Genomic DNA, 20,323 nt, shown 5'->3' with positions numbered 1-20,323 from the left:
GCCGAATCGTCGGCGCCGAGCAACGGCAATGCGCTGATACGTTGTTGCGGATGTGCCACGACCGCGTCCAACAGCCGATGGAAGGCACTGGCTAGACGTTCCATGCTGACCGCATCGAACAACTCGGCGCGATAGTGCCAACGGACCGTATAGCTATCTCCGTCGCGCTCGACAGAGATGTCGAGATCGACGTTCAACGGAATGAGCTGCGCATCTGCCTCGTACCGCAGCACCTGTACGCCGGGGAGGTCGAACGCCGGAATCGACTCGGTGCCGAAAGACAACATGATCTGGTAGAGCGGCGAAGCGCCCGGAACCCGTGCCGGCGCCACCTCGTGAACCAGGCGGTCGAACGGCAGCGCTTGGTGTGAGAAGGCGGACAGCACTTCCGTCTTGCTTCTCGCCAGCAGCTGCATGAAAGTCGGATCGCCAGATACATCGCTGCGCAGCGCCAGCGTATTGACGAAAAAGCCGATCAGAGGCTCGGTCTCTGGCCGGTCGCGGCCGGCAACGGGCACGCCGATGAGCAGATCGGTCTCTCCGCTCCATCGCCACAACAACGCACCCAGCATGGCGCGCAGTGCCATGAAGAAGGTCGCGCCTTGACCCTGTGCCAATGCGTGCAGCGCTGCGGCGGACGGCTGCGCGATGCGGGTGAGGAAATGACGACCGAATGCCTCAGCCTGCGGCGCACGCAGCCGATCCAACGGAAGCGCATGCAATGCTGGCGCACCATTCAAGGCACTGCGCCAGAAATCCAGCGACGGTGCCAGCACTTCGTCGGTAATCGTTCTCCGCTGCCAGACGGCATAGTCGGCGTACTGCACAGTCGGCGCTCGCAAGGCCATGCCGGGATCATCACCTCGCGCTGCCGCGGCATAGGCGGCACCAAACTCGCGCGCCAAGATCTCGATCGACCGGCCATCTGCAGCGATGTGATGGATGGTCAGCAGCAAGGTGTGGTCATGTGGCGCGAACACCACCAGGACCACGCGCAGTGGCAGTTCGGCGGCAAGGTCGAACGGCGTCGAAGCCTCGGTTCGCCAATATGCAAGCGACGCCTCGTTGCGCGCATGTTCCGGAATGGAGGAAGCATCGACGATGCGCGGCACGACCGTCCGCGCCAGCGTCACTTGAACAGGTTCGCCATCGCGTTCGGCGTAGATCGTGCGCAGCACAGCATGGCGCTGAACCACGGTCTCTAAAGCTACGGCCAGGGCGCTGCGATTCAACTCACCCAGCAAGCGCAGGGCTGCCGGAATGTTGTAGTGCGCGCCGGCACCTTCGATGCGGTCGGTCAGCCACAATCGCCGCTGCTGGAACGACAATGGTGGCGACATGCCGGCGGGCGCTGGCATGATGGGCTCGGATGCCACCGCAGTCCGCTCCAGGTAAATTGCCTGATCGTGGATGGTGCGATGTTCGAATACGTCGCGCAGTGTCCAGCTACGCCCGAACTCCTCCGTGAACGCAACCGCCAGACGCGAGGCCAGCAACGAATGTCCACCTAGCGCGAAGAAATCACTGTCGATGTCCACGTGGGCAATTCCCAGGATCTCGCCCCACAATCCGGCGATGCGTCGTTGCACTTCAGTGACGGGCGCACTCTCCGGCTCGGCATCGGTCGCGACGGGCATCGGCAGTGCATTCCGATCGACCTTGCCACTGGTGTTCAGCGGCATCCGGGCCAACCGCACCCATGCAGCCGGAATCATGTACTCGGGCAGATCGCGCCGCAGGAACTCCCGTAGTGTCGCGAACAACGCAGCATGGTCCAGACCGTTATCGGCGACGGGGACGACCCAGGCCACCAGACGCTTATCTGCGCCCTCGCCCACCGTGCCTACGAAGGCCGATAACAGCTCCGCACATTGATGCAAGGCGGCCTCGATCTCGCCCGGTTCAATACGCAAACCACGGATCTTGACCTGTGCGTCGACGCGACCAAGAAACTCAAGCGCACCGTCGCTATTGCGCCGGACACGGTCACCGCTGCGATACCAGCGCTGCCCGGCTAATGCGCCGCAGCCTTCGACAAAGCTTGCCGCGGTCAGGTCCGGGCGCCCGAGGTAGCCACGCGCCAAGCCTGGTCCGGCAATCCACAGTTCGCCCTGCGCGCCCATCGCCGCAAGACGACCGGCACGATCAACCACGTGCAATACGTAGCCCGGTAGCGCCGAACCGATCGTCACCGGCGCTTCCGGGGTCAACTCCGTTTGGCAGACGACCACGGTCGCCTCTGTCGGACCGTAGGCGTTGAACAGCCGGCACTTGCGCGACCACGCGTCTGCAAGTCGTGCTTCGCACACGTCGCCGCCGATGATCAGCGAACGCAACGCGTACTCTGGCCGGATGTCGAGATGAGCGAGGACCGCCGGAGGAATCAAGGCATGGGTGATGCCTTGTTGGAGAAGATAGCGCCCTAAGCCTTCACCGGAACTGCGCGTGTGCTCCGGACAAATGTACAGGGTTGCCCCTGCAGCGAATGCACGGCCCCAGTCCCAGGTCGCAGCATCGAAGGCGATCGAGGAGAACTGCAGCACTCGATCGTCCACGCCGAGTTCGTAGGTGTCTTGAAGGGACTGTGTTAGATGCGCCAAGCCGGCGTGCTCTAGCATTACGCCCTTGGGTGTTCCACTCGAACCAGATGTATAGATCACGTAGGCCAGATGCCCGGGACGCAAGCCGATCGCTTCAGGATCCAACCCTTCGCCCGCATCCTGCACACGCTCGTCGATGAACGCCTCCAACGCCAGCACCGGCGTGCTGCCCAAGTTGGCGATGCGCCCGGAGAGCACCGTATTGGTCAGGCAAAGCACGGGATTGGCATCCGCCAGTATCGCAGCAATACGTGTATCTGGCTGGGACGGATCGATTGGCAGATAGGCACCGCCGGCCTTAAGAATGCCTAGTACACCCAGTATCAAGCTCCAGTCACGCTCACCGCACAACGCAACTCGATCGTCTGGACCCACACCATATTCGCGCAGCGTCCGGGCCAAACGATTGGCACGCCCCTCAAGCTCGCCGTAAGACACGCGACGATGGTCGTCGACCACCGCGATCGCCTCGGGTCGACGCAATGCCTGAGCACGAAACAGTTGGTGGGCGTAAGCTAAAGCCGGAGTCCTCGCACACGGCCCGAGCGCCAGGCGCACGCAACTCGCCGCCTCGTCTTCGGGCATCGCGGCAACGTCGTCCAGAGTAATCCCTGGCGTTTCGATCAGTTGCTGCAGCACTGTCTGGAAACGTGCAGCGAACATGCGAGCCTCAACCGCATCAAGGTATGCCAAGTTGTGGTCAAAATGGAATTCGATCGGCTGCAAATGCCCGTATTCCCACACTGTAAGCGTCAACGGGGTTTGGCTATAGCCGTGACTAAGGTAATAGATCTCGGCGCTTCGTTCGCCCACCTGAAAGCGGCTGTCGAGCTTCAGATAGTTAAAACTAGCGTCGAACAAATGACGCCCGCTACCGGCAACGCCAAGATCGCGGCCGAGGTGCCCGATTGGATAGCGCTGGCGACGATAATCACTACGCTGTCGTTCTGTGATCACCTGCAGCAGTGCAGCGAAGCTGCTTTCACCCGGCAGGTTGAACGCTAGGGGAATCATTCCCGTGAATACGCCAATGGCCTGCTTCTGCGCATGCCCACGCCGATTGTGCACCGGTAGGCCGATCACCGCCTCCTCGCTGTCAGCTAGGCGTGCAACGCACACCGCGAACGCGCCGAGCAATAGTTGCGGCAGTCCCACGCGATAGTGCGCAGCCAGATCTGCCAAGCGAGCATAGTCTGCGACCTGTACGACGATTGTTTCACGGCCGCTAGGCGTCGCTCGTCCGGGTTCAAAACGCCGCCTATGATATGGCTGCAGCAACGGAACCGGCACTGCACCTATGCGCGCCTGCCAGTAATCCTGGTCCGCGGCATAGCGTCCGTTCGCCAGATAGACCTGGTCCTCTTCTGCCATATCACGCCATGTCAGCGACAACGCCTGGACTTCGCGGCGATAATGCCCTGCCAGGCAGCGCGCAAGATTGGCAAAACCCCACCCATCAATGATCAAGTGATGCGCAATCACACAATACCAGTGCTGCCGCGCAGAGATCCGCAGCACGCAAGCCAGGTATAGCTCGCTATCGTGCAGGTCGAACACGCGCTGAAAGCGCTCTTGCATCCATTCCTTCGCTTGACTCTCGGGATCGACGAATGCAGAGAAGTCGATCTCGGGCAATTCAGCATTTCGCTGTGCTGATACGTACTGCAGTACTCCTTCGCGACCGGCTCGCATGCGTAGACCGAAGGCGTCGTTGTCGCGAACAAGTAGTCGATGCGCCTCGCGCAGCCGCGCCAGGTCGATTTCTTGCAGGCTGATATAGCCACCGATGTTATAGACCGGATCGGCAGGAAAACGCTGCTGGTCGAGATAGATATCCGACTGCGCAAGGGTCAGTGGAAATGCAGCGATTTCGGCTCTTCTCATAAGACGATCCTGTCTCCCTTATCGCTCGGCCAGCAACGATTCGTACGCCCAAGTGCGCGCGAGAGCCTCGTCGGGAATGACGAGGCCCTCGCGCATCACGATCAGTTGATCGGCTAGGTGGAAATAGCGGTCGTCGTGCGAAATCGCAACCACCGCTTTGCCGCGTGCCTTCAGTTCTGGCAGGATGCGGTTATAGAAAACGTTCTTGAACGCAGGGTCTTGATCAGCGGCCCATTCGTCGAATAGATACATTTCGGCGTTCTCGATCATCGCCACTACTAGTGCGAGGCGACGCTTCTGCCCATCCGACAACGCTAGCGTGGAGAAGCGTCCATTCTCGAAACGCACCTTGTGATCAAGTGAAAATTCGCGCAGATAGTCATCTATCTCCGGACGCGCCTGCTCCAGATCAACCCCCAAAGGACGGTCGAACAGAAAGTAGTCGGAATAGATTGCGGAAATACCGCAGCGAAAACCAGAAATGTTGTCCCGGTCTACGCGCTCGGTGTCGAAGTACACGCTACCGCTATCGGGCAGGTAATGCAACGTGATGAGCTTGCTCAGCGTAGATTTTCCCGATCCGTTACCGCCCACAATGAAGGTAATCTCACCGCGGCGGATTTCCAGATCCAAAGGACCAACCGTGAAACCCCTGTCTTCGCCACGATCTGGGTAATGGTAGGTTGCGCTTTCCAATCGCAGGCTCGACCAGCCACTGCGCTTAGGGGCGGCATGGTCAATAGACTCCTCGGGAATGCGGTCGAATAACGCATTGAAGCGCTTCAAAGCGATCTGTGCCGTAGCGAACTGCGGAACGAAATTGAGGAGTGCACCCACGGGGCCGGTAACATAGAGCAGTGCCATAATCACCCCGCTTAGTTCCTGGCTATCAATCGCGTGATGGTTGACGAACACGAAGCTGACTGCACCGATCACGAAGAAAACAATCAGTCCGCCGTAGTTCACCGCCACGCCCATGATCGAGTGGCCGGTTTTTGCCGTTTCTCTAACACGCGTCTCGTTGTATGCCAGGACCCGTTCGAAGTAATCCACGCGCTTGTCGCGATTGAGCTTCAGTTCCTTGGCGCCGTGGACCAGGCCACGAATTGACTCATGCAGGTCGTCGAGATTGCGCCGCGCGCGAACCAGATAGCGGCGCCCGATCATCATCGGCAACTGATACGTCACGATGCCGAAACCGATGCAGCCCAGGACAAACCAGAATACGCCCGAATTCAAGTACAACAAAAAACCGAGCATACCGACCAAGGTGACGCCATTGGTCAGCAACTCGGGCAGCAAGCGAGCCCCGGCGATGATCACCGGAACATCGGCGGTGATCGATGCGATCAATCGCGGCATGCCGACGCGTTCAAGTTCGGCGATCGGTGCGCTGGAAATCCGGCGGTACATCCGGGTACGCAAATCAGTGGTCACATCCATCGAAATGCGCGTGAGAATGACCTGGGAAGCTGTGCGTGCGATCAATATGAGCACGCAAACCAGAGTAAACAGAACGGCATAACGGTAATTGGACACCTGCCATATGAGGAACACCGCGATGTCCGGATCGACTTTGGCGAACTGATCCTTACTCGGATCGATGGCATTAAGCACCAGCGGGATGATCAGCGCGTAGCAAACCCCAGCCAAGGCTCCCAGCAGGATGGAGAGAAAGACACGATTCGGTGCACGCTTGGCGAAGGTGCCCAGCAACTTCATCGTGCGGCCTCCGAGTTACCGGATAGCGCCGGCGTCAGATGGAGTACCTCACCCGCATGGGAGTGCGGCCAGGCACGCAACACCCCATCTCGGAAAGGCTCGACCATGTCGTCGTAATGGGTACTTGCGATGTTTCCCGATTGGCCGGTCGAGTTCATGTAAAAGTGCATCTCATCCTTGTCACCCAGCGCCATAACCTGACGAAAACCGGCACCAAAATCCTGAGTAAACTGCCCGGAACGATCATAGCGGTAAGACGCCACGTTGATGGTATCCGGCGAACCACCATTAGCTATTCTGCGCTCGAACACGCTGCGCAGCACGTTGATATTGCTGAAGGGAGTGTGCTTGTAAACCATAGCGTGCAACTCTCCCCACTTCCAATTGTCCATGGAAGAATCGCCGGTCATCTTCAGAAGCTCCCACAGGGCATCGTTGAGCGAGCTGTCGAGTACATCGTCGCAAGTATCGGGTTCCGGCGTCTCCAGGCTCTGACACCAGCTGTCGGGTCCATCCACTAGCATTGCCCCCAAAGTATCGAGGTTGACGTCGCCAGCAACGCTCTTGACATAACGATTCTGCACTTCCTGATTCCAGTTTCCGCGCAGCTCGTCGGCCATTAACTCGCGACGGAGGGTATGTACCCAGGCATTGAAGATGCTGGCCGCCTGGCTACTACGCGACATGTCTCCGTTCCAGGCGCGCAGAAGCGAGAACGCCCTGCGCTGCTGATCGTTTGAGGGCTGCAGGCGCAGCATGCGGGCTAGTAGCCGACGCGCCGGCTCACTTACTGTGTCTTTCTGAATACGACCCATGGCCTGCGGCGTCAGTGGTTCGTGCTTGTCTTTCAGGGCGAGCAGCAGGCGTTCGATCCGAAGTGAACGATCTGGTGGAGCCCATTCGCCGTTGAACGGATACGGATAATCAGATCCGAAGAATTTTTCGTTCGCCGACACTAGTACGCCGCTGGCCGGGTTATAGCGACGCGGCATTGCATCTGGATCGATGAATCCGCTCCATGCATGGTGCCCACCCCAGCCGGGGACGGGTACCTCACCCCCACCCGCAGGGCGGATCGGGATGCGCCCTGCTGTAAGGAGGCCGATGTTGCCTGAACCGTCGGCGTAGAGCAGGTTTAATGCAGGCGCAACCAGCGGCGCGAGCGCTTGGCGGAAGCCGTCCCAATCCTCCGCGTAGTTGAGCCGATAAAATGCTTCGTAGGAGGTATCGTCAGCGTCGAGGGCAGTCCACCGCATCGACACTGGATAGTCGAACACCTTGAACAGGTCGCTCACCACCGGGCCGTGACGCGTGCTGCGGACCTGGATACGCAGCGGCCGCAGCTTGGGACTGAGGATTGCAGGAAAATCCTGCCGTATTGCGATCAGCTCGGTCGTGCTGCTGAAGTTTTCCCAACCTTTTTCGGTACGATAGCGATTCGTATCGCTGGGGTCTGCTTGCTCGAAGTACAGGTCCTGCACATCCGCCATGGAATTGGTGCCACCCCAGGCGATATGCTGATTTCGGCCAAAGATCACCATTGGCAACCCCACGATGGTCGCACCGCGTGCGTCGATGCGGTCGCCCTTGATTGCCGCCATGTACCAGAGCGAGGGCATCTGTAACCCCAGGTGAGGATCGTTCGCCAGCATTGCTCCAGCGTTACCGGTCAGACGCCCTGACACGGCCCAGGCATTGCTACCTACATAGCGCCCACCGAGACCGAAATCGCGCTCCAGACGTTCTTGGAAGCCTGCCATGCGTTGCAGCGATGCTTCAACCGACGCAATCGCAAGCGGGGACTGTACCGACGGCTCCGCTTGAAGGTTCGGGTATAGCGTGGCGAACTTATGCTGATCGAGCATTTGCCGAGCCAGCATGTGCTCAACCTCCTGACGATAATTGCCGCCAAGATTGAGCGCGAACACTTTGATCCACGCCAGCGAGTCGTACACCGACCATGGTTCGGGTTCGATTCCCAGCGTTAAGAATTCCAAAGGTAGGCTGGGATTTCCTGCCAGCCAAGCGTTGATGCCGTCTGCATAGGCCTGTAACGAATCCTGCGCCTGGGGACTCAATGCTTTCCACGCATCATGAGCCGAGCGTCGCAACCCCAACGTTCGGAACCAGATATCTTGATCGATACTGTCCTTTCCGAAGACTTCGCTCAAGCGACCGCTGGCAATGCGCCGTTGCAGTTCGAGCTGCCACATCCGATCTTGCGCATGTGCATAGCCAAGAGCGAAAAAAGCGTCGCGGTCGTTGTCAGCAGAAATACTGGTGACACCTGATTCGTCGCGGTGTATGTCTACCGGCGCTCGCAATCCAGGCAGGGTGAGAGTTCCGCTCTGCTGAGGCAGGCTGGACCTAACAATCAAAGCACCCAAAACTGCCAATATCAGCAACGGAATGGCTATAAACAGGGTGAATCGCAGTAGTAGTGGGTATTGCCTCACATCGGTTCCCCAGCCTTTCCCTAGCTGAATCTCTTTCCCTAGCCGAGCCGCAGCGATCAATATCGCTAGCGCGTTTAGATGCAATCACCCAGGTGGAACTAAACGACGTGGTTACCCTCACTTAAATGCGGAAAACTCCAGACGGGTCGCCCTGAACAATTTATGATATTCACAAAACGCGCAACATCGTTCTGGGTTCTCCATACCTTCTTTTTACCAACGGACATCGCAGTACGCATGCGCAGGCGCGGCTCCAAGTTTCCGTCTTCCCCTGGATGGTAACTCAACACGGCAGCGAATAGCGCACTCTGGTATTGAGACAGGCATCACAATTACTCATGAATAGAAAATTCTAGCGATGTTGCGTGACACAGAGAGTGCATACATGAAATGTGTTCATGTGACTTAGTCAGGTAGAAGATAGAACTACCTCCATCAACCGCTCTCAAGCTTGCCATCTAGATCCACGGTACGACAGACCGTTGAACATACGCTATCCACTGAAGATTTTGTCATAGCGAGAGACGTCGCCGGCATGCCCGCCCCTCTCATCGTCACTAAAAGCGTCAAGCGATGAAGAAGCCACCAAGCTCTACCAAGAGGCAAATTGCTGATGCGCTAACGCAAGCCGAACTGGGAATTGTGGTTGGCGAATCCCGCTGGACATGGCATAGCGGAGGCTAGCGTGGCGCAAGAAGTTTGGTTGACTTGGGACGTCTGAGCTCAAGCACATTCCAGCTGTGGCAAGAGGAAAATCGTAAGCTCAAGCATTTGATGTCCGGATGCTATACATCCCTGATTCTGCAGATGGAACGCAACCGCCAGGAAGTTGCACCGGCAGATGTGCAGCACTCCATCCAGAATCTCGTGGCGCATCTGCAAACTCGGGTTGCCGAGATTGAACAGGCCATCGACGATCACGTCGAACAGGACCCGGATTTGCTTTAGCAGCGCAGGTTTTTGATCAGCATCAACGGCATGGTATTACCAGCGACGTCTTATTGTTTGCCGAGCTATGCTAAGTGGAGGGCTTTGCCGATGCAGGCGCGGTAACTTCCTTTGCCGACCTCAACCCACGACTGCAGGACTCGGGCAAGCATCAGGGCAAGGCATGCATCTCTCGCGCAGCCTGAGCGCAGCTGTGCGCCGACTGTACATGCAGGTATCGGTGGGCATGCGTTACAAACCAATGGTACGCGCACTCAAACAGCGCCTGTGCTCCCGCGGTAAGCACGTCAAGCAAATCGCCTGCGCGCCAAAGGTAAGTTGCCGACAACGTATTTAATCGCTGAGCATATGAGAACAGGGGGCACTGAATTTCTACCGGCGCCTTACGCTGACGATAACGCTTTAGCAGCAAGCTTCAACGGACGCCTGCGGCAGGAAGCGTCTCAGGAGAAATGGTTCTTGTCGATGAACGAGACACGGAGCAAGCTCAAAAATTTGCGGCGCCTCTATAACGAGAAGCGCCCCCATCGTGTACTGGTATGTGACACCCCTGCTTAAGTTCGCCCGAAATTACGGATCTCAAGCGAACTCCTAGACACCGCAGAAGCTGGAAACCTCGAGTTTACAACATGCCTGTTTGCTGGCAGGCGATCGCGCAGAATTCACGCCAGCGCTGCGGCATCTGCTTATTGCCAGCGTCAGATAGCCAAAGACGAAAATCTTTTCTCCTTCGGAACATCGTTTGGCCAATGTTTACGGGGTGTCACCCTACATGTTAGCTGACACGCTCGAGTCCCATAATGCGCCCAAGAGCGTTGTATTCCTCAGAACGGGATATCGTCATCCGCAAAGTCGTCCATCGGCGGCGCGGACTGCTGCTGGGCCGGCTGCTGACGGCGCGGGGCGTAATCCTGACCGCCGCCCTGACCGCCACCGCCGCCACCTTGCTGCTGGCGCGGCGCCTGCGCGCGCTGCGGGCGATCGCCACCCATGCCGCCGCCACCGCCGCCTTCACCACGGCCGCCGAGCATCTGCATCTCGTTGGCGACGATGTCGGTGCTGTACTTTTCCACGCCGTCCTGGCCGGTGTACTTGTCGTAGCGCAACTCGCCTTCGACGTACACCTGCGAGCCCTTGCGCAGGTACTCACCGGCGATTTCGCCCAGCTTTCCGAAGAACACCACGCGGTGCCACTCGGTGCGCTCCTGGTTGTTGCCTTCGCGGTCCTTGCGCATGCTGGTCGTGGCCAGGCTCACGCGGGTGATCGCCATGCCGGCCTGGGTGTACTTGGTGTCGGGATCGTTGCCGAGGTTGCCGACGAGGATGACTTTGTTGATGCCGCGGGCCATAGATATTTCCGAGATGGTGCGCCGGCGCCAGTGGGGCGCGGCGGTGAATGTCTTGGCGCCAATGTTACCGCACTCCCCGCGCCCGACACCGGCGCGTTGGCGCACCTGTGGGCCGGGGAATACCGCGCGGACAGGTCGGGATCCGGCATCTCCGAGCCATGCCGGCATCAAGCGCCACAAGGGTTTGCGACCGATGTGAAGGCCGGCGACAGCGCCGGCGGGACGGATCTGGCCCAGGCACCTATAATCCACGTACATCACGAACGCCTGCGCATGACCATCGCCGAAGACCTCCCCACCGTTCTGGGCCTGCCCCAGATCCAGTCCCTCGCCGCGCCCGACATGGCTGCGGTGGATGCGTTGATCCGCCGTCGTCTGGCGTCGGACGTCGTGCTGATCAACCAGATTGCCGATCACATCATCTCCGCCGGCGGCAAACGCCTGCGTCCGATGCTGGTGATGCTGGCCGGCCACGCCGCCGGCGGCTCCGGCCCGCAACACCATCAGCTGGCGGCGATCGTCGAGTTCATCCACACCTCCACGCTGCTGCACGACGATGTGGTGGACGAATCGGATCTGCGCCGTGGCCGCAGCACCGCCAACGCGCTGTGGGGCAATGCGCCCAGCGTATTGGTGGGGGATTTTCTGTATTCGCGCAGCTTCCAGCTGATGGTCGAGCTGGACCGCATGGAAGTCATGCAGATCCTGGCCGACACCACCAACCGCATCGCCGAGGGCGAGGTGTTGCAGCTGTTGCACGTGCACAACCCTGACACCGACGAAGCTGCCTATCTGCGCGTGATCGAGCGCAAGACCGCGGTGTTGTTCGCGGCCGGCACGCGCCTGGGCGCACTGGCCTCGGGCGCGAATGCCGGCGTGCAGCAACGCCTGTACGACTACGGCATGCAGTTGGGTTTTGCCTTCCAGATCGCCGACGACGTGCTCGACTATGCCGCCGACGCCAGCGACCTGGGCAAGAACCTGGGCGACGATCTGGCCGAGGGCAAGGCCACCTTGCCGCTGATCCACGCCATGGCGCACTCGGATGCGACCACCAGGGAGCGCCTGCGCCAGATCGTCGAACAAGGCGATGCCGGCGCAATGCCCGAAGTGCTGGCGGCGATTCATGCCACCGGTGGTTTGGACTACAGCCGTCAACGTGCCGCCGAATATGCCGCCGCTGCCGAACAGGCATTGGACGGCTTGCCAGCCAGCTCTGCGGTTGCCGCACTCCGCGGCCTGGCGCGTTACGCCGTGGAACGCACGCATTGATCGAGCGGCGTTGGCGCCGCACCGGTCGCCAACGCCTTCGTTGAAGAAATCTTCTAGCGCAGGGAATGCGTAGTTGGCTGCGCGCAGGCCCTACAGGCACACGGCGCCAACGCACTCGCCAGAGTGAAGCGGATGGACGAAACCGCGCCTGGTGCGAATGTTGTGATGCGCTGATCGGCACCTGATCGGTGCCGATAAAACCTACTGCACACCCAATCCAGGAATCGCACTGATCACGGCCGGGTCGAACCCCGCCAACTGCGCGAAGTGCCGGCCGCGCGCGACGTAATCGCGATACGCGCCGAAGCTGGGCGCACCCGGCGACAGCAACACCACCCCGCCCTGCTCGCCCAGCGCATCGCGCGCCAACTGCATGGCGTGCTCCAGATCGTTGGCAGCATGCAAACCGAAGCGACCGGCTTCCGCCAACGGGGCCAGCAGCGCATGGATACGCGGCCCGTTGGCTCCCATGGTCACGATTTCCAGCGGCGCGTGCTGCGCCATCTGTTCGGCAAACTCATGCCAATCAAGCCCGCGATCGTGTCCACCGACCAACAAGGCCACGCGACGCTGCACAAAACACGTCAGCGCCGCCAACGAGGCATGCGGCGTAGTGCTGATCGAGTCGTTGACGTAGCTGACGCCATCCACGCTGCCAAGCAACTGCAGGCGGTTCGGCAATGGGCGAAACGTCAGTGCGGCCGGCGCCAGTGCTGCAGCGTCCAGACCCAGCGCTTCCACGGCAGCCAACACTGCACACAGATTGCGCCGATTGTGTTCGCCCGGCAGCGGTACGTCGGCGGTATCGAAGATGGCCTGTTCGCCGCGATAGACCACATCGCCGCGCAGATGCCAGCCATCGGGATGGTTGAACCAGCGCACGTCGCTGTCGGGCAGTTGCAAACCGACAAGATGCGGGTCGGTGGCGTTGAGCAAGGCGATGCGCGGGCGGCCTTCGATCACCAGCGACAGCTTGTCGCGCACGTAGCGCGCCTCGTCGCCATGCCAGTCCAGATGCTCGGGAAACAGGTTCAACACCAGCGCCAGTTCCGGACGCGCGCCGCTGCGCCAGACTTCGCCGGTCTGGTAACTGGACAACTCGATCGCCCAATACACCGGTGGCGGCTGTGGCGCCAACACTTCCAGCAGCGGCTGACCGATGTTGCCGACCAAGGCGGTGCGGTGCCCGGCCGCGCGCAGCAGATGCGCCAGCAATGCGGTGGTGGTGCTCTTGCCTTTGGTGCCGGTGACGCAGATGGCGCCGGGCACGCTGCCATCAGGCTGCGCGTGTTCGGCGAACCACAATGCGGTGCCGCCGATGAACTGCGTGCCGTACTCGGCTGCCGCAGTTTGCGCTTGCGCGCCATACGGGCTGATACCGGGCGACTTCACCACAACCTCGAACCGGCCCAGCGCCTGCGCGCTGGCATCGGTTTCTACATGCAACGCGGGGTCGGCCAGCGCATCGAGCTCGCGCGCTTCTTCGGCGTTGCAGAACACCGTCAGCGATTGCGTGGGGAGCACGGCGCGCAGCGCGTGATACGCCGCGCGTCCTTCGCGCCCCCAGCCCCATAACGCAACCGCCCTGCCCTCAAGCTGCGAAATTCGCACGCACGCGCTCCCACAGCGCCGACGGAATACGGTGCTCGCCATCGATGGCCATCAACGGCTCCAGCTGCAGCTCCTGCTGGTCCAGTTGCGGCTGTATCTCACGGCTGAAGCGCATCACCAACGCGTCTTCCTTCCACTCGGCACGGCTGGCCAGCACCGCCATTGCCGCGCGCGATTCGCGGCCTTCGCCGACGCATTCGAACGGCTTGTGATCCTGGAATTCCAGCAGCGCATCGTAGCCGCCAGCCTGTGCGGGATCGTCGAGCAGATTGCGACCGAAGATATTGACCAGGCGCGTCTTCGGCATGAACGGGGCCAACGCCAGAAACACGAAATGGCACTTGGGGCACACCCCGCACCAGCGATGCACCGGGCGCTCGCCCATGATGTGGAAGTTGCGGTTGCAGCTGGAAAAATGCGCGTCGTAGTGGTCGGTCTTGGCGAACTGACGCGCCACCGCCAACTCCGACAACGGCCGCAGCAACGAGTAATAACGCAGATCCGCCGCAACATGCCGCTGCACGTAATCGCCGAACGCCTGCTCGAACGCCCAGCCCTTGGACCACTGATGATTGACCTCGCCGGTGCCGGGAATCTGGCTGCCATAACTGGCCGAACGCTCGTTGGAAAACACCACCTGATCCACGCCGTTGAGCAACGCAGCCAGCACAAGAATCGCCGAGTTCACCGCAGTGACCGGAATATGCCCGTTCCACGCGCCCTGGCGATTGAGTTCGAACAGCTCCGATGCCAGCACGCGGCCGATATTGAGCACCGGTAAACCGGTGCGCTCGGCGCAGGCGCGGATCAGCTGCGAGCCACCGATCCAGCTCACGGTCTGCTCGATGCCGGCATGCCGCAGCGCTTCGATACTGACCAGCGAATCCTTGCCGCCACCGATGGCGACCAAGGCATGCTCGCGCAGGCCGATCGCAGGCGCATCGCCAGCAGTTTGTGTGCCGACCGGAAAGTTGATCTTGCCGTGCAGGTTCAAGCCATTGCGATAGGCGAACTCGCCCAATCCATGCAGATAGACGCTCTCCACCAGCGCAGCGGTGTCGGCATCGATCGCATACTCATCGATCTGGATGGTCGGCGGCACGGCAGCCTTGAAGTAACTCACGCCCGCGATGAGATGCAGGATGCGCAGCGCCTGCTGCACGGCAGTGGCGTGCGCACCGTCCAGCGCGAACGGTGCGCCCGGCACCGCGACGGTCTCGACCAGCTCCGGGCCTTGATCGAAGGCATACACCAGCGTCGCCACGCCGGTCTGCGCATCCAGTGCGCAACGCACGAAACGAAAGGTGGAAATCTGGTGTTTGTCGAAAGCGCTCATGGACTACCTGCAGGAACACGTACGCGACGCAGATAACGTCGGCACAGGACATATTCAATCATGGAAAACGGCACCGCGGCCCACAGCAGGGGCAGGCACCCGAACAGCACCGCCAGCAACAGCACATCCAGACGTCCGGCCGTTGCACCGCCAGACACCGCGAAGGCAATTGCAAGATACAGCGCCACCGCCGGCACATAGCTCAGCGCACTCAACAGCACCGTGCGCACCGCCATTCCACCACTGCGACGCGTGGGAACCGGCGCATCGCCTCGACGTTGCCAACGCAAGGCCAACCACGCACCGATACCGGCGGCGACCAGCGCGGGCAGCGCCCATTTGAACGTATCGGACCACAGCATGCCAAAGCTCAGTTGTTGGAGCGCGGTGGCGAACATCATCGCAACACCACCGGCCAGCGTGCTGAGCGCGATGAACTCAGCCTGCGGGCGCATCGATCACCTCTTCGCGCGGCAATTCGCGCTGGTTGTAGGTGCTGGCCATCGAATACCCGTAGGCACCGCTATCGGCCACCAGCATCACATCGCCCGGCGCGGTGGCGGCAGGCAGACGACGACGCTTGCCGAACACATCGGAGGATTCGCAGATCGGACCGACGATATCGAATGCGCCATCGGCAGGCGCGTCCAGCTGGCTGAGGTTTTCGATGTCGTGCCAGGCGTCGTACAGCGCAGGGCGAATCAGCGTGTTCATGCCCGCATCCAGACCCACGCGCTGCACGCCGTCCTTTTCGATCACCTGGGTCACCTGCGCCAGCAACACGCCGGCTTCGGCCACCAGATAACGCCCCGGCTCGATCGCCAGCCGATAGCCCGGATGCACGGCCTTGACCTCGGCCAATCCCTTGGCCCAGACATCCAGATCGAACGGCTCGTCTTCGGCGCTATACGGAATCGGCAGGCCGCCGCCGATGTCGATGGTTTCCACCGTGCCAATGCGGCGCGCAAAGCCGGCCAGTTCGTCGTACATCATCCGCCAGTGCTCGCCGGTTTCCACACCGCTGCCCAGGTGCGCATGCACACCGGTGATGGTGACCTCGAGCGTGCGCGCCACTTCCACGAACTCATCCACCCGCGTGGACGACAACCCGAACTTGGACGCCTTGCCGCCGGTGTTGACCTTCTCGTGATGCCCGTCGCCATGCCCCAGGTCGATGCGCAACCACACGTTGCGGCCGCGGAACACCTCCGGCCAGCGCTGCAGCGCTTCGACATTGTCCACGGTCACGGTCACGCCCAGCGCAAAGCCGGCTTCGTATTCGGCCTTGGGCGCAAAGCTCGGCGTGAACAACACACGCCGCGGCGACAGCTCGGGCAAGGTGTCGAACACGCGGCGCAGCTCGCCGTGCGAAACGCATTCCAGCCCGAAACCGGCCTGCTCCAGCGCCATCAAGATCGCCGGATGCGCATTGGCCTTGATCGCGTAATAGCGCTGGTCCACTGCAGCAATCTGCGCCAGTGCATGCGCCCGCGCACGCACGGTGGGCAGATGATACACATAGCGTGGCGTGCCGGCTTTTGACAGCGACAACAGATGCGCGCGCTCGGCATGCCACCACGGTGTGGGCCGCGGGCGCACCGAGCCGATGATCTCGCGCCAACGCGGGCCGAACACTTCGCCTTCGCTCACCGGCATCGCGCCGCTGTCGATCAACTCCGCATGCAGGATCGGCAGCAGGCCATCGGCATCGGCTTCGTCGATGACGAAGGTCAGATTTAGGTCGTTGGACGACTGCGAAATCATGTGCACGCGCTCCTGCCCGAACGTGGCCCACACGTCCGACAGCTTGTGCAGCAGCGAGCGCATGCCGCGCCCGACCAGGGTGATCGCAGCACACGGCACAATGATCTTGACCTTGCAGATCTGCGACAGATCGGCCGACAGCGCCGCCAGCACATCGGTGTTGACCAGGTTCTCGGACGGATCCAGCGACACGGTGACATTGGTCTCGGCCGAACCGATCAAATCCACCGACAAACCATGCTTCTTGAACAGCGTGAATACATCGGCCAGGAAGCCGACCTGCTGCCACATGCCGATGCCTTCCATCGACACCAGCACGATCCCGTTGCGGCGGCTGATCGCCTTGACGCCCAACACCGGCTCGGCATTGCCGTCGATACTGGTGCCCGGTAGATCGGGGCGCTCGGTGTCCAGAATCGCCATCGGCACGCCGGAATCGCGGCATGGTTTGATCGAGCGCGGATGCAGCACCTTGGCGCCGGTGGTGGCGATTTCCTGCGCCTCGTAATAGTCCAGGCGGGTCAGCAGCCGCGCATCCGGCACTTCCTTCGGATTGGCGCTGAACATGCCGGGCACGTCGGTCCAGATTTCCACCCGGCTGGCGCCAAGCAGCGCACCGAAATACGCCGCCGAAGTATCCGAACCGCCACGCCCCAGAATCGCGGTGCCGCCATCGGCGTGCCGCGAAATGAAGCCTTGGGTGATCAACAAACGCGTGGGCTGCGCATCGAAACGCGCACGCCAATCGGCATCGGATTGCCACTGGCACGACACCGACAAACGCTTGGACCATTCGCTTTGATTGGGCTGCGCCGGCAACGCCGACAGCCACTGGCGCGCATCCAGCCAGCCCATGTCCAGGCCATTGGCGTGCAGATACGCCGCGCCGATGGTGGAGGACAGCAACTCGCCCTGCCCCAGCACCTCAGCCTGCCAGTCCAGCGTGCGCGTTGCCGCGCGCGCATCGCCCAGCAAGGCATGCAGCGCGGCGAGTCGCTCGCCCAGTACCGCATCGGCGTCCAGTTCCAGATCGGCCAGGAATTCGCGATGACGCTGCTCCAGCGCGGCCACGCGCTGTGCGCTGTCGGCGGCGCCATCGGCAATCGCGGTGAGTTCGTTAGTCACGCCCGACAGCGCAGACACCACCACCAGCACGCGGCCGCCGGTCTCGTTCGCCCGTTTGCTCGCCAGTGTTCCAATCGTGTCCCAGCGATGACGACGCGACACCGAGGTGCCGCCGAACTTGAGGACGATCCAACGATCGGTAGTGTGGGGAGCTGACATTGAGATAGGCGTTTAGAATGGGGGAAAGATGCCCGGTACGCCGGGCGGAACCTCCGATTCTACTGCCAATATCGCCCGCATGACCCCGGGTGCGATCACAGCACGCCGAGCGCTGCTTCCACTGCCGTAACGGTTTGCGCTGCAACCATCGCCGCGCATTCCCTCGACCGGAATTCCCCCCCATGAGCAAGTACCGCTACCTGCAACTGGATGTCTTCGGCGGCCAACACGGCAACGGCAATCCGTTGGGCGTGGTCCTCGAGGCAGACGCCTTGTCGTCAGAGCAGATGCAGCAGATTGCCGCGTGGCTGAACATGTCGGAGACGATCTTTTTCCTGCCAGTCAGCGCGCCCGATGCGGACTACCACATCCGCATCTTCACGCCACGCGCCGAGCTGCCGTTCGCCGGCCACCCCAGCGTGGGTGCGGCATGGGCGGCGGCAACGCACGGGCTGGTCGCGTTCAAGCCGGATGGCCGGATGCGCCAGCAATGCGGTGCGGGCGTGCTGCCGGTGCAGGTGATCGACCGGCATGGCGCACTGCTGGTGCGGCTGCGGGCACCGCGTGCGCGGGCGATCGAGACCGGCGAAGTGCATGCCGCAGCGTTGCACGAAGCATGCATTGGCCTGCACGCGGCCGATCGCCCGGCTGCACTCTGGAACAATGGCCCCAACTGGTGGCTGCTGGAATTAGCGGATGCACAGGCGGTACGCCAGGCGCTGCCCGATCTGGCCGCCATCACCCGTCTGAGCCAGGCAAGCGCAGCCACCGGGCTGGTCGTCTACGCGCCGGATACCCATGGCGACGCCGACCTGGTCGTGCGCGCATTTTGCCCCGGTGATGGCGTTCCGGAAGATCCGGTCACCGGCAGCGCCAACGCCTGCATCGCCGCGCGCCTGCACGGCGAAGGTCGCTTGCCGGGCACCGGGTCGCGCTATGTCGCCAGCCAGGGCCGCGAGGTCGGCCGCGATGGGCGCGTCCACATCGACGTCGATGACGAAGGCGAAGTGTGGATTGGCGGAACGACGCGACAAGTGATCGACGGTCGTATCGATTGGTAAGCTGCCGCGCCCTGTCCGCAGATCAGCCACCATGACCACCCGCCGTTTCCTGCAACTGGATGTGTTCTCCGCCCGCCCCGGCAGCGGCAATCCGCTGGCCGTGGTGCTCGATGCCGAAGGCCTGGACGATGCGGCGATGCAGGCCATCGCACGCTGGACCAAGCTGCCGGAAACCACCTTCGTGTTTGCGGCACCGGATGCGCACAGCAGTTATCGGCTGCGGATGTTTTCGCCGCAAAAAGAGGTGCCGTTTGCCGGCCACCCCAGCGTCGGCACCGCGCATGCGGTGCTGGAGGCCGGCCTGGCCGCGCCGCACGATGGCGTGCTGATCCAGGACGGCATCGCCGGCCAGCTACCACTACGCGTGGAGCAGATCGACGATCACCGCAGCATCGCCATCCGCACCCCGCGCGCGCGCGTGGCCGAGCAGGTGGAGGCCGACGACCCGCGCCTGCGCGATGCCTTGCGTGACTGGCCGCTCGGCAGACTGCCGCCTGCACTGATGGACGGCGGCCGCACCTGGTGGGTGGTGGAGCTGGCCAGCGAGGCCGCGCTGCGTGGCCTGCAACCGGAGTGGGAGGCGATCGCTGCGCTGGCCGAATCCACCGGCAGCATGGGCGTGTTCGCTTACGCCCGCGCCGCCGCGCCGGGCGCCTACGACCTCGCCGTCCGCGCCTTCGTCGGCAACGGCCGCCGCTTCGAAGATGCGGCTTCCGGCGCAGCCAATGCGGTGCTCGCCGCATGGCTGGACAGCCGCCAGGCACTGCCGGGCAAGGCGCGACGCTATGTGGTCAGCCAGGGCCGTGAAATCGGCTTCGATGCCTTGCTGGAATTGCGCATCGATGCCGACGGCGATGTGTGGTCTGGCGGCCAGGTGCAGACGGTGATTCGCGGGACGCTGGATTGGGCTTGATTGTTTGATTGCTTGATCGAGTCATCGCACACGGCATTGCATGCGCACTGTGGTTTGCGCAATAAAAAACGCTGCGAACGATCGCAGCGTTTTTGTTTTCGACAATGCAGCGTCCGTCAATCG

General features: G+C 61.7%; 13 protein-coding genes. 5 read left to right on the top strand and 8 right to left on the bottom strand.

Translation table 11 applies throughout. The features are described 5' to 3' along the window. From AC1KVG_RS18210 to AC1KVG_RS18200, 3 genes are all read right to left on the bottom strand, one after another. On the bottom strand, positions 1-4,484 hold a 4,484-nt coding region (locus tag AC1KVG_RS18210; RefSeq protein ID WP_481095305.1), incomplete at its 3' end, for an amino acid adenylation domain-containing protein. Positions 4,485-4,502: 18 nt separating this feature from the next. After that, complete coding sequence (locus AC1KVG_RS18205; RefSeq protein ID WP_481095304.1) at positions 4,503-6,206, bottom strand: cyclic peptide export ABC transporter; 1,704 nt, start codon at positions 6,204-6,206, stop codon at positions 4,503-4,505. Continuing rightward, positions 6,203-8,662 (bottom strand): penicillin acylase family protein, encoded by a 2,460-nt coding sequence (locus AC1KVG_RS18200; protein WP_481095303.1) that lies wholly within the window; start codon positions 8,660-8,662, stop codon positions 6,203-6,205. Before AC1KVG_RS18200 ends, AC1KVG_RS18205 begins: the two co-directional genes overlap by 4 nt. 807 nt (positions 8,663-9,469) lie before the next feature. Here AC1KVG_RS18200 and AC1KVG_RS18195 point away from each other — a divergent pair. Further along, complete coding sequence (locus tag AC1KVG_RS18195; protein WP_481095302.1) at positions 9,470-9,610, top strand: hypothetical protein; 141 nt, start codon at positions 9,470-9,472, stop codon at positions 9,608-9,610. A gap of 348 nt (positions 9,611-9,958) precedes the next feature. Further along, positions 9,959-10,168, top strand: coding sequence for an integrase core domain-containing protein (locus tag AC1KVG_RS18190; RefSeq protein ID WP_481095301.1), 210 nt, complete (start codon positions 9,959-9,961; stop codon positions 10,166-10,168). 266 nt (positions 10,169-10,434) lie between these two features. Here the strand turns inward: AC1KVG_RS18190 and ssb are convergent, their stop codons facing one another. Beyond that, complete coding sequence (gene ssb / locus AC1KVG_RS18185; protein ID WP_168958897.1) at positions 10,435-10,959, bottom strand: single-stranded DNA-binding protein; 525 nt, start codon at positions 10,957-10,959, stop codon at positions 10,435-10,437. Between the two features lie 273 nt (positions 10,960-11,232). Here ssb and AC1KVG_RS18180 point away from each other — a divergent pair, with 273 nt between their 5' ends. Beyond that, complete coding sequence (locus AC1KVG_RS18180) at positions 11,233-12,231, top strand: polyprenyl synthetase family protein (RefSeq protein ID WP_481095300.1); 999 nt, start codon at positions 11,233-11,235, stop codon at positions 12,229-12,231. 201 nt (positions 12,232-12,432) lie between these two features. Here AC1KVG_RS18180 and murD read toward each other — a convergent pair whose 3' ends face one another. The 4 genes from murD to AC1KVG_RS18160 are packed head-to-tail and all read right to left on the bottom strand — an operon-like array spanning position 12,433 to position 18,226. Then, complete coding sequence (gene murD / locus AC1KVG_RS18175) at positions 12,433-13,842, bottom strand: UDP-N-acetylmuramoyl-L-alanine--D-glutamate ligase (RefSeq protein ID WP_481095299.1); 1,410 nt, start codon at positions 13,840-13,842, stop codon at positions 12,433-12,435. Next, positions 13,823-15,178, bottom strand: a complete 1,356-nt coding sequence (gene murL, locus AC1KVG_RS18170) for a UDP-N-acetyl-alpha-D-muramoyl-L-alanyl-L-glutamate epimerase (RefSeq protein ID WP_481095298.1) — start codon at positions 15,176-15,178, stop codon at positions 13,823-13,825. The genes murD and murL overlap by 20 nt, the downstream gene beginning before the upstream one ends. Next, a complete protein-coding gene (locus AC1KVG_RS18165; RefSeq protein WP_104551994.1) occupies positions 15,175-15,633 on the bottom strand; it encodes a hypothetical protein in 459 nt (152 codons plus the stop codon). Before AC1KVG_RS18165 ends, murL begins: the two co-directional genes overlap by 4 nt. Continuing rightward, positions 15,617-18,226: a bifunctional aspartate kinase/diaminopimelate decarboxylase gene (locus AC1KVG_RS18160; protein WP_481095297.1), complete on the bottom strand. Its 2,610-nt coding sequence runs from the start codon at positions 18,224-18,226 to the stop codon at positions 15,617-15,619. The genes AC1KVG_RS18165 and AC1KVG_RS18160 overlap by 17 nt, the downstream gene beginning before the upstream one ends. A 182-nt stretch (positions 18,227-18,408) precedes the next feature. Here AC1KVG_RS18160 and AC1KVG_RS18155 point away from each other — a divergent pair, with 182 nt between their 5' ends. Beyond that, entirely contained in the window at positions 18,409-19,287 is an 879-nt protein-coding gene (locus AC1KVG_RS18155; protein ID WP_481095296.1) for a PhzF family phenazine biosynthesis protein, read from the top strand. Between the two features lie 31 nt (positions 19,288-19,318). Then, the gene (locus tag AC1KVG_RS18150) at positions 19,319-20,200 is read left to right on the top strand and encodes a PhzF family phenazine biosynthesis protein (RefSeq protein WP_481095295.1); all 882 of its coding nucleotides are present in this window, start codon (positions 19,319-19,321) and stop codon (positions 20,198-20,200) included. Positions 20,201-20,323: the final 123 nt, after the last annotated feature.

This window comes from Xanthomonas sp. NCPPB 3959 (genome assembly GCF_056675575.1).
Note: the sequence above shows the minus strand (reverse complement) of the source record. Positions and strands in the feature narration are given on the sequence as shown.

Excerpts from the sequence above, each read along its gene's own strand:
- AC1KVG_RS18205 (WP_481095304.1), bottom strand. The coding sequence starts at position 6,206 with ATGAAGTTGCTGGGCACCTTCGCCAAGCGTGCACCGAATCGTGTCTTT.
- AC1KVG_RS18195 (WP_481095302.1), top strand. The coding sequence starts at position 9,470 with ATGGAACGCAACCGCCAGGAAGTTGCACCGGCAGATGTGCAGCACTCC.
- AC1KVG_RS18190 (WP_481095301.1), top strand. The coding sequence starts at position 9,959 with ATGAGAACAGGGGGCACTGAATTTCTACCGGCGCCTTACGCTGACGAT.
- ssb (WP_168958897.1), bottom strand. The coding sequence starts at position 10,959 with ATGGCCCGCGGCATCAACAAAGTCATCCTCGTCGGCAACCTCGGCAAC.
- AC1KVG_RS18180 (WP_481095300.1), top strand. The coding sequence starts at position 11,233 with ATGACCATCGCCGAAGACCTCCCCACCGTTCTGGGCCTGCCCCAGATC.
- murL (WP_481095298.1), bottom strand. The coding sequence starts at position 15,178 with ATGAGCGCTTTCGACAAACACCAGATTTCCACCTTTCGTTTCGTGCGT.
- AC1KVG_RS18165 (WP_104551994.1), bottom strand. The coding sequence starts at position 15,633 with ATGCGCCCGCAGGCTGAGTTCATCGCGCTCAGCACGCTGGCCGGTGGT.
- AC1KVG_RS18160 (WP_481095297.1), bottom strand. The coding sequence starts at position 18,226 with ATGTCAGCTCCCCACACTACCGATCGTTGGATCGTCCTCAAGTTCGGC.
- AC1KVG_RS18155 (WP_481095296.1), top strand. The coding sequence starts at position 18,409 with ATGAGCAAGTACCGCTACCTGCAACTGGATGTCTTCGGCGGCCAACAC.
- AC1KVG_RS18150 (WP_481095295.1), top strand. The coding sequence starts at position 19,319 with ATGACCACCCGCCGTTTCCTGCAACTGGATGTGTTCTCCGCCCGCCCC.